The organism is Candidatus Binataceae bacterium, assembly GCA_036495685.1.
Lineage (GTDB): Bacteria > Desulfobacterota > Binatia > Binatales > Binataceae > JAFAHS01.
In genome coordinates this window covers 1-13,135 of record DASXMJ010000040.1, presented here as the reverse complement: position 1 = coordinate 13,135, position 13,135 = coordinate 1, and the positions used below count along the sequence as shown (strand labels likewise).

Annotated in this window: 13 protein-coding genes; all 13 read left to right on the top strand. The window is 58.1% G+C overall.

From position 1 onward, the window contains the following. Positions 1-95: 95 nt before the first annotated feature. Positions 96-2,387: a CoA transferase gene (locus tag VGI36_04580; protein ID HEY2484398.1), complete on the top strand. Its 2,292-nt coding sequence runs from the start codon at positions 96-98 to the stop codon at positions 2,385-2,387. 175 nt (positions 2,388-2,562) lie between these two features. Beyond that, positions 2,563-3,570 (top strand): LLM class flavin-dependent oxidoreductase, encoded by a 1,008-nt coding sequence (locus VGI36_04575; GenBank protein HEY2484397.1) that lies wholly within the window; start codon positions 2,563-2,565, stop codon positions 3,568-3,570. Continuing rightward, positions 3,567-4,004: a GFA family protein gene (locus tag VGI36_04570; protein ID HEY2484396.1), complete on the top strand. Its 438-nt coding sequence runs from the start codon at positions 3,567-3,569 to the stop codon at positions 4,002-4,004. The genes VGI36_04575 and VGI36_04570 overlap by 4 nt, the downstream gene beginning before the upstream one ends. Positions 4,005-4,550: 546 nt before the next feature. Beyond that, positions 4,551-4,865, top strand: coding sequence for a hypothetical protein (locus tag VGI36_04565; protein HEY2484395.1), 315 nt, complete (start codon positions 4,551-4,553; stop codon positions 4,863-4,865). 115 nt (positions 4,866-4,980) lie between these two features. Beyond that, positions 4,981-5,727 (top strand): glucose 1-dehydrogenase, encoded by a 747-nt coding sequence (locus VGI36_04560; GenBank protein ID HEY2484394.1) that lies wholly within the window; start codon positions 4,981-4,983, stop codon positions 5,725-5,727. Positions 5,728-5,769: 42 nt separating this feature from the next. After that, entirely contained in the window at positions 5,770-6,201 is a 432-nt protein-coding gene (locus VGI36_04555; GenBank protein HEY2484393.1) for a VOC family protein, read from the top strand. Positions 6,202-6,217: 16 nt separating this feature from the next. Continuing rightward, positions 6,218-6,967, top strand: a complete 750-nt coding sequence (locus VGI36_04550) for an SDR family oxidoreductase (protein HEY2484392.1) — start codon at positions 6,218-6,220, stop codon at positions 6,965-6,967. A 233-nt stretch (positions 6,968-7,200) separates the two neighbouring features. Continuing rightward, positions 7,201-8,190 (top strand): zinc-dependent alcohol dehydrogenase family protein, encoded by a 990-nt coding sequence (locus tag VGI36_04545; protein HEY2484391.1) that lies wholly within the window; start codon positions 7,201-7,203, stop codon positions 8,188-8,190. 77 nt (positions 8,191-8,267) lie between these two features. Next, positions 8,268-8,714: a nitroreductase family deazaflavin-dependent oxidoreductase gene (locus VGI36_04540; protein ID HEY2484390.1), complete on the top strand. Its 447-nt coding sequence runs from the start codon at positions 8,268-8,270 to the stop codon at positions 8,712-8,714. Between the two features lie 32 nt (positions 8,715-8,746). Beyond that, on the top strand, positions 8,747-9,328 hold the full coding sequence (locus VGI36_04535; GenBank protein ID HEY2484389.1) for a TetR family transcriptional regulator C-terminal domain-containing protein: 582 nt from the start codon (positions 8,747-8,749) through the stop codon (positions 9,326-9,328). A gap of 162 nt (positions 9,329-9,490) precedes the next feature. Beyond that, positions 9,491-11,782 carry a sigma 54-interacting transcriptional regulator gene (locus tag VGI36_04530; protein ID HEY2484388.1) on the top strand — a complete coding sequence of 764 codons (2,292 nt, stop codon included), beginning with the start codon at positions 9,491-9,493 and terminating at the stop codon, positions 11,780-11,782. A gap of 185 nt (positions 11,783-11,967) precedes the next feature. Next, positions 11,968-12,234, top strand: a complete 267-nt coding sequence (locus VGI36_04525) for a hypothetical protein (protein ID HEY2484387.1) — start codon at positions 11,968-11,970, stop codon at positions 12,232-12,234. A gap of 121 nt (positions 12,235-12,355) precedes the next feature. After that, positions 12,356-12,775 carry a VOC family protein gene (locus VGI36_04520; GenBank protein HEY2484386.1) on the top strand — a complete coding sequence of 140 codons (420 nt, stop codon included), beginning with the start codon at positions 12,356-12,358 and terminating at the stop codon, positions 12,773-12,775. Positions 12,776-13,135 lie beyond the last annotated feature (360 nt).

Below are 13,135 nucleotides of genomic sequence, written 5' to 3'. Positions count from 1 at the left end.
TGTGAAGTCTATGGAGTTGCAATTTAAAGTGTGTGTAGCAATACTGCCGCTCGAAGGTCAAGCCCCGTCTCGATCTCGAGATTCGAGGAACGTTTATGACTTCTGCGCTGGAAGGAATTCGCGTAATCGATCTCGGCCAATATTTGGCGGCGCCGCTCACAGCAATGATGCTCTGCGACAGCGGCGCCGATGTGATCCGAATCGATCCGCCGGGCGGCCCGCGCTGGAGACATCCGTCGAATGCGATTCTGCAGCGGGGCAAGCGAAGTGTCGTCCTCGATTTGCATGACGCGCAAGAGCGTGCGACCGCACGGGCGCTCATTCAATCCGCAGACGTTGTGATTGAGGGCTTCCGTCCGGCCGTGATGACGCGGCTCGGCTTGGATTTGCGCGAGATGACGGCCGCTAATCCGCGCCTCATCTCCTGCTCTCTTCCCGGGTTCGGTGAGGACGATCCGCGCGCGGGGCTGCCGGCCTGGGAAGGGGTTATCTGCGCCGCGGCCGGTCTCTACGATCCTCCGAATCTTGCCGGGTATTTCAGAAAGAGTGATGCGCCCGTATTTAGCGCTCTTCCCCTTGCCTCGACTTTTGCGGCTTTCATTGCCGGGCACAGCATCATTGCTGCGTTGATCGCCCGGGAGCGTTCCGGCGAGGGACAGCGAATCGAGGTTCCCCTGTTTGATGCATGTTTCGAACTGATCGGAGTTGCGGGCCAGTCAGTCCTTGACCAGTCTTCCGCCGCGCCTCCATTAAAAATCAACATGGCTGCGATCGGCCCCTATCGATGCGCGGACGGTCGCTGGATAGACCTGTCGCCACCGCTGCGCGGATTCCAATGGTTCGCCGAAAAACTCCTGCCCAAGGAAGCGAACGAGTCCGGGCTTACCGATATTTTCCAGGCTGATCCCCAACGCGTTAAGGAGCTGCGAAGTCTCCTCACCAACGTCTTTAATGCTCGCACCGCCGCGGAATGGGAACGAGTCGCTAACGAACAAGTAGGCAATGCCGCTGGCTTCTGTCAGACGACCGAGGAGTGGTTGCATGACCCGCACGCACACACGAGCGGCTGCGTGATTGCGCTTGACGATTCGGAGCTGGGTCCTACGCGGCAAGCCGGTTATCCAGTCCACCTGTCCACCACCCCGCCACGAGCGCGAGGACCTCGTCATGGGCTCGACTCCGACAGGAGTTCGGCACTGGGTCAGAGTCCGTCGGAATTGGAAGTGCCGAACCGCGACTCCGCGCGTTCCACCCCACGCACTCCCCTTGATGGGTTCCGCGTAATTGACACAACCCAGATTCTGGCCGGTCCTACGGCGTGCCGGATTCTGGCCGAGTACGGTGCCCAGGTCATCAAGATATCCGATCCGCACCCCGAGAATCCGATGGCCGCGATGGCGCATCTATACGTGAACAACGGCAAGCGCAGCATCCTGCTCGACTTAAAGTCCTCCGAGGGGCGTGTGATCGTGGCACGCCTCATCAAGAACGCGGATGTATTCCATCAGAACTTTATTCCGTCCACCGCCGAACGGCTGAGCCTGGGCGAAAACGACATCCGCAAGTTGCGACCTGATATCGTCTATTCGTCGATTACCTGCCACGCGAACGGGGGCTTTCGCGAGAATTATCGCGGACACGAGGAACTTGGCCAGGCGCTGACCGGAATGCAACTTCGCGCGGGTGACGGAATTCCGGAGCGCGCGGGCTGGGCAATCTGCGACTTCAGTACCGGCCACCTCTCCGCATTTGGGATCTTGCTCGCGCTGTTCCATCGAATGCGTACCGGTGAAGGTCAGGCCGTACGTGCCGCACTCTCGCGTAGCGGCACCTTCCTGCAGATTCCTTTCATGATCGACTTTAAGGGTCAGGTCTGGAACGAGCCGCGCGGTCAAAATGCGCTCGGATGGGGACCGCTCTACCGCCATTACAAGGCAAGCGATCGATGGTTTTTCCTCGCCACGCCCGGCGAAACAGGTTTGCAGCGCCTCGCCGGAATCGCGGGGCTTGAAGAGATCGCAGGAGTTTCAGCACCGGAACTCTCCGCGAAACTGGAGTCGCGATTTGCTTCTGCCGCGGCCGAGGAGTGGGTCAAGAAAATTACCGCCGCAGGACTCGGTGCTCATGTGCTGATCAATTTCGAGGAGAACATGCAAAGCCCTCTCGTCAAAAATCGGGGCCTGAGCCTAGTTCGGACACACGCCGGGGTAGGGGAGGTTCGAAATGTCGGAACTTCTGCAAAGTTCTCCCGCACTCCGTTGCTCTCGTTGTTCGGCGCTCCGCCCCTGGGATGGCATAGCCGGGAAATCCTGAAGGAAATTGGCTACGGACTGCGATTCGAGGAACTAGTCACCGCCGGTGTCGTGGCGACAGCGGGGGAACACTGATCGCTGAAGATCAGGTTGCCATTTTGGGATCAGGCCGCGTGAAAGGTCCTCTCGACATAACTCGCACGCATGAATCCATTCCTTGGTCGGCATTGCTCCTGAAGCGCCCTTGTAGGTACGGGTGAGAACGGAGTTTTGCCGCAAGGGCTCGAACTACTGGCCGGAGTAGACACCCATGCACGTAGGAACCTTGAACTTTCTCGTCCGTCGCCTTTCTGGCGACTACCGGCCGCTGGTGCAGCTCTACCGTGACGCCATCGACCTCGTTGTGCGCACGGAGAAGCTCGGCTTCGACTTCGCGCTCAGCGGCGAGCACCACTTTATGCCGACCCAGTGGAATCCATCGCCGCTTATGGTCCTGGCTGCGGTCGCCCAGCACACCTCGCGGATCCGGCTCGGAACCCTCGTTTTGCTCACTCCCTTCTATGAGCCCGTGCGCCTGTCGGAGGATCTCGCGACGCTCGACATACTCTGCAACGGACGACTCGACGTCGCATTCGGGTCAGGTTCGATCGGTTTCGAGTTCGAGACCTTCCGCGTGGATCCCCGCGAACGGACCGGCAGGATGTGGGAGACCATGGAGATCGTCCGTCGTTCATTCGCCGAGGAAGAATTCGACCACCAAGGTAAGTACTTCAAAATCCCGCACATTCGGCAGACGACCAAGCCCCTGCAGGATCCGTTTCCGATCTGGTATGGGGGATTCGGTCCCAAGAACTTGGAGCGTGCCGGACGCGAGGGCTATCACCTTCAGGCAGGTCCCGGTGCGCCCGTCGAGCACTACTTCGCCGGCTTAAAGGCCAGCGGTCGGTCGGCGAAGGAAACGAACGCTGGTTATTGGGGGCCACCGCTCCACGTGGTCGCCACCGAGGCGGAGCTCGCCGCCGAGCGTGACTTTGCCAAGATGCTGGCCGAGGAGCGGGCGAAGGAATATAGCCCCGAGGGGCGAGACGTGGCTTTCAGCGGAGCAGCAGCGTCGAGGCGAGGCGCTGCGTTCCCCGACCCGATCGTCGGCACTCCCGATCAGGTCCTTGGGGCGCTTGCTCCGATGTTCGAAAAGTCACCGTTCACGCATCTTGTGTTGGCGATCCTTCCGCATCAGCTTGATCTGTTTGCTCATGAGATACTCCCGACGCTGCGCAGTTGGGGTCGCGAACCAGTGAAAGATAGGAAGAAACAATGAAACGAACTGCGAGCTGTTCCTGCGGGCAACTATCCGTGGTCTGCGAAGGCTCTCCCCTTTTTGTCTCGGCCTGCCATTGCAAGGCGTGTCAACGCAGAACCGGTAGCGTGTTCGCCGCCAATGCGGCGTTTCCGACCTCAAACGTCGAGATCAGCGGTCGGAGTAGCTCCTACGCGCGTGCGGCCGACAGTGGTCGCAAAGTTAAGTTTCAATTCTGCCCCGAGTGCGGAACCACGGTTTACTGGGGCGTCGAAGCGCGCCCTGAGGCAACCGTCGTAGCGGTAGGAGCTTTCGCAGATCCCGGGTTCGACGCTCCGATCCGGACGGTGTGGACGGAGAGCAAGCATGATTGGGTTCGAATGCCCGAGGGCGTGCCCGAGCACGCCAAAGGCGTCATGCCGCCCGCCCGCCAGCCGCCAGGAGAGAAGCGATAGACAGCGAGCCATCGCGAGTGAGGCTTGCGCATGGCTCCCAATCTCAGCCAATAGAGCCTTCGCCCGCTCCCGCTTCTGCGTCAGGGCGTGCTGCTCTTTGACTTGGTTTCTCGCGTAACATTTTTGGCGCGACCCTTCCACCCATATCTGGAGGTCCTTGCGCAGATTTCTTCAGATGCGCGAGCGCAGCGGGCGGCAGGACGTGCCTGAGCACAGCGGCCCGCGAGGGCTGGCGCGGCGTGCTCGCGAAGCGAACGCCACCACGGCGGCATGCTTCGGCGCGGTGTGTCCATTAAGACCCCGTGGACCCGTCCGAAAGCGCGTGTAATTTCCTTTGACTCAAGTCCCCGGCTTCGAAGAGCTGCCCCGCGCTCAGCAGGTGAGAGCCGGAATCCTTAACAGCGTACTGGCACGGCGTGGAGGCTCACAGATTCTCGCCGAGAAGTCGGCAATTTCCCAAACTAGGGCAAAATGTTTTTCCAGCAAGTGTGGTCTTCTCCACGCTTCCGAACGGCGCGTAGTTTGCCCTGCGAAACGACGGTGACCTTGAAGATTGGAAGACTGGCTAGCAGGCATGGCAAGACTCTTAAGCTGATTGGTCGAATTCGGGCAGAGCATCTTCCCGAGTTGAAACGTCAGATCGCGGCCAGCGCGCCGAGCGCGCTGGAGTTGAAAGAAGTGGCGCTGGTGGACGCCGAGGCAGTCCGCTTTCTAAGCGCTTGTGAGTCAGAGGGCATTCATTTCGAACATTGCTCGGCATACATACGCGACTGGATCGTCAAAGAGCGCGGGATCAAAAATGAATTACTCGGCGGCAGCGCTGCCGGAGTAACTATCGGCAGCCCGATTTTCGACGTCTGATTTAGCGACCCGAGTTGAGCCAGTTTTGCGGGCTCTGAGATCGCTTGACTGAAATAATACGGACGTCCATATTGATCTTCGACCGACCTATGAGTTGCCCTTCAAGGAGTTCACGATGAGCACCCCCGTTGTTTTGATTACCGGCGCCGTCACGGGTATTGGACGAGCCACGGCCCTGGCCTTCGCGAAAGAAGGTACGCGAATCGCCCTCTCCGGCCGTCGCGACGAAGCCGGCCAAAAATTACCCGCTCAGCTGCGCGAGACAGGAGTTGAGGCGGAGTTTTGGCATGCCGACGTTCGTCACGAAGGCGATGTCCGCGACCTTGTCGATAAGACCGTCGCGCGCTTCGGTCGCCTCGATGTGGCCGTCAATAACGCCGGCACCGAGGGAAAGCCGGGGCCGGTGATTGAACAGTCCGCCGAGAGCAATGCGACGACCTTCGATACCAACGTTCTCGGGACACTCCTAAGTATGAAGCATGAATTGCGCGTGATGCTGCCCCAACGTCACGGCAGCATCGTGAATGTCTCGTCCACCTACGGACACTTGGGTGCCGCGGGAGCGTCACTCTATGCGGCCAGTAAGCACGCGGTCGAAGGGCTTACTCGGTCGGCGGCTCTGGAGGCGGCGGAATTCGGTGTGCGCGTCAATGTCGTTGCTCCTGGACCCATAGATACCGCAATGCTGACCCGCTTTACCGGGACTGCCGAACGGAAAGCCGGCTTGGTGGCGGGAGTGCCGCTACAACGCATGGGCAGGCCCGAAGAGATTGCCCAGATGATCGTGTTTCTCGCGTCCGACAAGGCATCCTTCAGCACCGATGCGACCTTCGCCGCTGATGGCGGCAAAACGGCGCGATAGGGGTGTTCGGCCTTCGCTTAAGAAATACGCAGGAGGTACGTGATGGCTCGCGGGAGTATCAGTCATATTGCGCTGACAGTTAGCGACCTGGAGCGCTCGGCAGCTTTCTACAACGAAGTCTTTGAATTCATCGGCTTCAAACGCGTGGAAGTTCCGGAAGCCACCCAGCAGGCAATGAAGACACGACTCAAGGCATGGGTCGGACCCGGTTATTCCATAAACATCCGTCCGTCAAAGGGCGAGTTTGCCCACAGGTCGCACGATCGAAACGCCCCGGGACATAACCATATTGCCTTTACAGCAGAGAACCGATCGGACGTTGAGAAGATGCACGAGCTCCTCAAGGAAATGGGAGCGGCCGTGCTCAACGCGCCCGCGGAATATCCGTACTCGCCCGGGTACTTCGCGGTCTATTTCACTGATCCTGACGGGCTCAAGTTTGAGTTCGCATACGTGCCGCCACCAAACAGATAAAGCTGAGGAGCATCTCATGAACACGCCCGTTGTTTTGATCACTGGCGCCTTGACCGGTATCGGACGAGCCACCGCTATTGCCTTCGCGCAAGAAGGCGCGCGCATCGTTGTCTCCGGCCGGCGCGACGAGGCCGGGCAGAGATTAGTGGCCGAGCTTCGCGGGATTGGCGCCGAGGCGGAGTATGGACGCGCCGACGCGAGGAATGAGGGGGATGTGCGCGACCTGGTCGATAAGACCGTCGTGCGCTTCGGTCGCCTGGACATTGCCGTCAACAACGCCGCTACAGAGGGGCTGCGCGGTCTCGTAACCGAGCAGACCGCTGAGAGCTACGCGGCCACGTTCGACACCAATGTGCTGGGCGTGTTGTTGAGCATGAAGCACGAATTGCGCGTGATGCTGGCGCAAGGCAGCGGGAGCATAGTCAATATTTCATCTGCGTACGGAAGCGTCGGCGCCCCGGGCGCATCCGTCTACGTTGGTAGCAAGCACGCGGTGGAAGGAATAACCAAGTCCGCCGCACTCGAAGTCGCGCAGACCGGTGGTGTTCGCGTAAACGTGGTGGCTCCGGGCACCACGGATACCGGTATGCTCACGCGCTTTACCGATACCGACAAAAATAAGGCGGCACTCGTCTCGACCGTGCCGGTGAAACGTCTCGCAACACCAGAGGAGATCGCGCGTGTGATCGTCTTTGTAGCCTCCGCAGACGCCTCATACATGACCGGTGCTTCTATCCCGGTGGATGGAGGAATGCTCGCTGACTAAGAGTCTGGCGCAACCCGAACGAGCACCTGCAAGGATCGCTTTCAGACCCGCGGGAGGGCCCCTCAGACACCAGCACATCGCGCGCGCGAGCTATGATCACTTCCTGGTGCAACTGCTTCCCGGCCGCGATAGCGCCTTCGAAGATTGGGCCGCCTGTTCGATGGAGCATGGGCAGTGCAGGGGCTGAATGTGAAATGCCTGAAAATCGTCATCAACAGTAAGCGAGGTCTTATATGTCACGCGTCGTAGAGTTTGCAGAGGCCGGAGGGCCTGAGGTTTTGACGTTTAAGAATGTCGATGTTCCCAAAGCGGGACCCGGACAAGTGCGTATTCGGGTAAAAGCCATCGGACTCAATCGTGCCGAGTCGATGTGGCGCCACAATCAGTACATCGAGCCGGTCAAATTCCCCGCTCGGCTTGGCTATGAAGCGGTGGGCAACGTCGATTCGGTCGGTCGGGATATCACTACCATTGCCGTTGGCGATGAGGTCAACGTGATTCCGTCGTTCTCGATGAATCAATACGGGATGTACGGCGAGGTTGTGCTCGCGCCCATTCACGCGGTAGTCAGGCAGCCGAAAGGTTTGTCACCACTCGAAGCCGCGTCAATCTGGATGATGTTTATTACCGCTTATGGGGCACTGATCGGGGATGCGAAGATCACCTCAGAAGACGCCGTGGTGATTCCGGGCGCATCGAGCAGCGTAGGGCTTGCAGCAATTCAGATCAGCAATTCGGTCGGTGCGAAGTCGATTGCGCTCACCCGCACCAGTGCGAAGCGCAAGCATCTCACCGATGCCGGGGCCAAGTATGTCATCGCGACCGAGGAAGAGGATTTGGTGAAAGCGATCGACGAAATCACCGGGGGACAGGGGGCACGTGTGGTCTTCGACCCGGTCGGCGGACCGACGGTGCCGAAGCTTATCAAAACCATGTCGTTCCAAGGACTGCTCTATCTTTACGGGGCGCTCAGCGATCAAGTCACGACTGTGCCCCCGCTCGACCTCATCGCAAAGATCTTGACGATAAAAGGGTACAACATCTGGACCACCAGCGGTGATGCTCAACGCCAGAAAGCGGCGGTGGATTTTGTACTCGCTGGTCTGGAAAAAGGCACGTTGAAACCAGTCATCGATAAAGTGTTTCCATTCGACCAGATTGTCGAGGCACACCGCTATCTCGAAGCGAGCGGGCAGTTTGGAAAGATCGTCGTCACGATTTGATCTGGCGAACGTAGATATGGTCGATGGGAAATTCACTATGCTTCCAAATGGCGAGTACGAGCCGAGCTCGATACACAGTGCGACAACAAGTCGAACTGTATGAAGCGACCAACGGCGTAGAGGGTGGCACCCTGAACGGCAAGCCGGTCATTGCGCTGACCTGCAAGGGTGCGAAGTCCGGCAAGCTTCGTAAAATGCCTGTGATGAGGATCGAGCACAACGGTACTTACGCTGTGGTCGCATCCAACGCCGGCGCTCCTCGCCACCCCTTCTGGTACCGCAACCTCGTCGCCAATCCGCTGGTCGAGTTGCTGGATGCTGCGGTCAAGCAAAAGATGAGGGCCCGCGAAGTCTTCGGCAGAGAAAAGGACGAATGGTGGGAGCGGGCGGACGCTGCCTATTCGATGTTCCCTACCTACCGAGCTTGTGCGGGCGTGAGATCCTGGTGCTCGTCCTGGAACCTCTCTAGAGCTTGGACCAGCTCGCGGCTGGCCGTTCTATCGACCGGAGTCTTCGATCGTTGACGCTCTCAATACGAGCGTACATATTGGCTTAGATGCCCAAGCCGTCACACCGCGAAAAAATCCTGACCGAAGGTCTCCGCGTCGTGCACGAGCGCGGGTTTGCGGGTGCGAGCGTGCGCGACATCATCGAGGCAGCGGGAGTGCCGCAGGGATCCTTCACCAACCACTTCGCCTCAAAAGAAACCTTCTGCCTTGAAATACTCGATCTGTATTTCAAGGACGTCCGCGCTATGATTCAGAGAACGCTTCGCAACGACTCGCTTCCGCCGTTCAAGCGCCTTCACGGCTTCGTTGATGCGCAGATCAAGTATCTGAATCGGGTCGGTTGGCGAAACGGATGTCTCATCGGCAACTTCAGCGCCGAGGCGAGCGAGCACAGCGAAGTGATCAGGAAGCGGCTGGTTGAGATATATGAGGAGATGCGCCGCGCGGTCGCGTATTGCTTGAAAGCCGCGGTGAAGATTGGCGAGGTGCCGCGGAATACGGAATGCGAAGATGTTGCTGGCTTCCTGATTGCGTCACTACAGGGTGCGATACTTCAATCGAAAACGGAGCGTAGTGCGGTCCCCCTGCAACGGTTCAAACATTTGATCTTTTCGACGGTCCTGCGTTAGGCACATCGCCGCTGCTCGCCTTGGGAAGAGTGGCGATAAGGTAATGGATGACTCACGAGCGCTCTAGGCGTAGTAGCAAAAGTTGCGGTTATTGCAATGCAAGAAGCACAGGAATTAAGCGCAGCAAGGCGGATCGAAAGCGAAACCGATCAAGACGTGCTTGTGAAGCTCGTGGATAGCATTCCGGCGCTGGTAGCTATTATGAGCGCGCGCGGTGAGGTCGAGTTCGTCAACAAACGAGTGGAGGAATACTTCGGCACCACGCCCGAAGACGTGAAGAATACGAGGCAGACCTCTTTCCGGGAGCGTTGGGCCAAGGGGGATGCGATTCATCCCGACGATCGGCAACACACCGTCGCAACCTGGAAACACTCGCTCGAAACCGGATCGTACGATTGTGACCAGCGTCTGCGTCGTTTCGACGGCGTTTATCGATGGTTCCATACGGCAGGCCTCCCTCTTCGAGATGCGCACGGCGATATCATCCGCTGGTACGTCCTGCTTACAGATATCGAAGACCGAAAGCGGTCCGAGTCGCTGCTGGGTGCGGAGAAACGGACGCTGGAAATGATCGCCGGAGGTGCTTCATCAATCGAGATTCTGAACGCCCTATGCGACACTATCGACGCCCAATCTCCGGGTATCATGTCGACCGTGACGTTAGTGGACCCGGACGGAAAACGCCTGTGGCCACTTGCCCGTCCTAACTTCACCAAGGATTGGATTGCAGCCATCACCCCGGCGCCTATCGGCCCATGCGTCGGCGCGTGCGGCACGGCTGCATTTCGGCGCCAGCGTGTGATCACTTCGGACATTGCGCTTGACCCTTTGTGGATCGACTATAGAGAACGGGCCCTAAGCAATGGCTTGCGGGCGGCTTGGGCGGAGCCCCTGCTTTCAAAAGATCATGAAGTGCTCGGTACGTTTGCGATTTACTACCGCGAACCGCGCACCCCTAGTGAGAGCGATCTTCAGTTGATTACGGGAGCGGGCCATATCGCGGTGATTGCGATTGAGGGAGAACGGGCACGTGCCGCGCTGGCACAGGCCACGGAGGAACTTAAGAAGTCTGAAGCTGAATTGCGGATGATCCTGGACGCCATACCTCAACACGTCGGCGTTCTTACGCCCGACGGGAGCAACCTCTACGCCAATCGGGCCGTTATGGAATATACGGGTCTAACCAGAGAAGAGGTGATGGCGGATGACTTTCGCCAACGCGTTTTTCATCCTGAGGACGTTGAGAGATTACGCGAAGAACGCCAGCAAGCGCTTACCCGTGGCTTCCCATTTCAAAATGAACAGCGCTTGCGCCGCAAGGACGGCCAGTATCGTTGGGTCCTGTTCCAATACAACCCTCTTCGAGATGCGCGGGGAGAGGTCATTCGGTGGTACGCGACCGGTACGGACATCGAGGATCGAAAGCAGGCCGAGGAGAGAGCGCGAAAAGAAAATCTCGTACTACGAGAGGAAATCGTTCGCTCCTCGATGTCCGAGGAAATCGTAGGATCATCGGATACTCTATGCCGCGTGCTGGCACAGGTAGCAAAGGTCGCTCCGACCGATTCCACCATCCTCATTTCAGGCGAGACGGGAACAGGAAAGGAGCTGTTCGCCCGCGCCATTCATAAACGCTCCAATCGGGCCGCCAGGGCATTCATACCCGTCAACTGCGCCGCAATTCCGCAGGCACTAATCGCTTCGGAGCTCTTCGGCCATGAGAAGGGGGCTTTCACGGGCGCGATGCAGCGACGCGCGGGTCGCTTTGAAGCAGCAGACGGAGGGACCATTTTCCTGGATGAGGTCGGCGAGCTTCCGATGGAGACACAGATCGCCCTGTTGCGGGTTCTCCAGGAACGGCAATTCGAACGAATCGGGAGTACGGCGCCGGTTAAGGCGGACGTGCGAGTCATAGCTGCGACCAACCGGGACCTGGAACGTGCCGTGAAGGCGGGCACCTTCCGGCAGGACCTCTTCTATCGGTTGAATGTATTTCCGATCCTGGTGCCTCCGCTCCGCGAACGCGAAGGCGACATTCCTTTGCTCCTTGAGTACCTGATCGATCGCTACAGCAAGAAGGCGGCTAAAAAGTTTACACGCATCGCCAAGAGCACTCTCGAGTTATTTCAGGCGTACGACTGGCCCGGAAACATTCGGGAGCTCCAAAATGTCATTGAACGTGCGGTAGTTCTCTGCGATGGCGATATCTTCGCGATTGACGAGACATGGCTGAAAGCTCAGCGGCCTTCCGTGTCCAAATCGAACCCAGCAATTCCGCTTTCGGCGTCGCTGGCGGATCGCGAACGGGAACTAATCGAGGCAGCCTTGACAGAAAGTGGGGGTCGAGTCTCGGGTAAGTCCGGAGCCGCCGCAAAGCTTGGAATCCCTCGACAGACATTGCAGTCAAAAATTTCGTCGCTAGGCATCGATAAGAATCGCGTCAGGACAGCCTGACTCCTCGAAGCGTTCCTGGCGCTTCGGCCCAGCCGACGATGAAAGGAGCGCCCAGAGCAGTTGGCTCCTTAGCCATTTTTTGGCCGATAGTTCGGCAAATGCCGAAAACACGGCGGGCCCCTTCTCTCTAGCGGCATACACGCAAAGGTTTTTTACTGGCCCATTCGTTGCTGATCAGGCGCAGTGTGACATTCAAAATCGAGACGGTGCCGGAAAAGAACGGTACCGGCATCAAGCTGATCGGGTGGCTCCGCTCTGAATATCTCGTCGAACTCAGGGCCAAGATTGGGAGCAGCGGCCGCCCTGTCGCATTGGAGATGGCCCAAGTAACGCTGGTGGATCTGGAGGCGGTCAGGTTCCTTAGCGCCTGCGAGACGCAGGGCATCGAGCTTCGCCACTGTCCATCCTATATACGGCAGTGGATTGCCCGCGAGCGCGGAAGAAAAGCGTAACCCGAAGAAGGACATCTGAAAGCAGAGGTGAATGAATCTTGCCTACCGTAAGGAGAATTGGTGCGCGATCACGTCCGCCTCGAATTGCACGCATACAAAAAAAGCCCAGGAGGTATTGTGAATGACCCGTGCAAGTATCAGTCATATAGCGCTGACTGTCAGTGATCTGCCTCGCTCCTTCGAGTTTTACGACGGGATCTTCAAATTCATGGGATACATGCCCATTGAGGTTCCTGAGACGACTCAGCAGTCGATGATGACGGAGCTTAAGTCATGGGTAGGCCCGGGCTACTCGATTTCGATTCGGCCATCGAAAGGTGAGTTTGCGCACCGGGTGCACGATCGCAACGCTCCGGGATTCAACCATATGGCGTTTTACGCTGAAGACAGGTCGGATATCGAAGCGATGCACCAGCTCTTAAACAAGATCGGAGCGAAAATCCTCGATCCACCTGCGGAATATCCGTACTCGCCAGGATACTTCGCCGTCTATTTTGCCGACCCCGATGGTTTGAAGTTCGAATTTGCTTATGTGCCCTGATGGTCATCGCGAGTGGCTTCGAATTTGCTGCAGTCCGGGAGCAAAATATTCTCTCGCGATCGCGAATTCGAAGGTTTCTGAACGGCCGACCGATTGCTCTGGTGACTCGTTACCGGAGGGCCAAAAAGAATCCGGCATGAAGGCCTAAATGAAATTTGAGGACAAAACGGAAATTCAGCTTCAAGGGGTTTTCTCATGCGGCAGTTGCAACTGATGGCCTTTGGCGAACCCTCGGATGTCATCCAACTCAGTACTCTCCCCGAACCAACCCTCGGTCCCGAGGATGTGCTGGTTGCGATGGAAGCGGCATCACTCAATCCCTCGGATTTTTTACTCGTCCGCGGCATCTACGCGCTCCGG

Bases quoted from the DNA above. Each gene is read 5' to 3' on its own strand.
- VGI36_04555 (HEY2484393.1), top strand. From the start codon at position 5,770: ATGGCTCGCGGGAGTATCAGTCATATTGCGCTGACAGTTAGCGACCTG.
- VGI36_04560 (HEY2484394.1), top strand. From the start codon at position 4,981: ATGAGCACCCCCGTTGTTTTGATTACCGGCGCCGTCACGGGTATTGGA.
- VGI36_04535 (HEY2484389.1), top strand. From the start codon at position 8,747: ATGCCCAAGCCGTCACACCGCGAAAAAATCCTGACCGAAGGTCTCCGC.
- VGI36_04580 (HEY2484398.1), top strand. From the start codon at position 96: ATGACTTCTGCGCTGGAAGGAATTCGCGTAATCGATCTCGGCCAATAT.
- VGI36_04550 (HEY2484392.1), top strand. From the start codon at position 6,218: ATGAACACGCCCGTTGTTTTGATCACTGGCGCCTTGACCGGTATCGGA.
- VGI36_04520 (HEY2484386.1), top strand. From the start codon at position 12,356: ATGACCCGTGCAAGTATCAGTCATATAGCGCTGACTGTCAGTGATCTG.
- VGI36_04570 (HEY2484396.1), top strand. From the start codon at position 3,567: ATGAAACGAACTGCGAGCTGTTCCTGCGGGCAACTATCCGTGGTCTGC.
- VGI36_04575 (HEY2484397.1), top strand. From the start codon at position 2,563: ATGCACGTAGGAACCTTGAACTTTCTCGTCCGTCGCCTTTCTGGCGAC.
- VGI36_04545 (HEY2484391.1), top strand. From the start codon at position 7,201: ATGTCACGCGTCGTAGAGTTTGCAGAGGCCGGAGGGCCTGAGGTTTTG.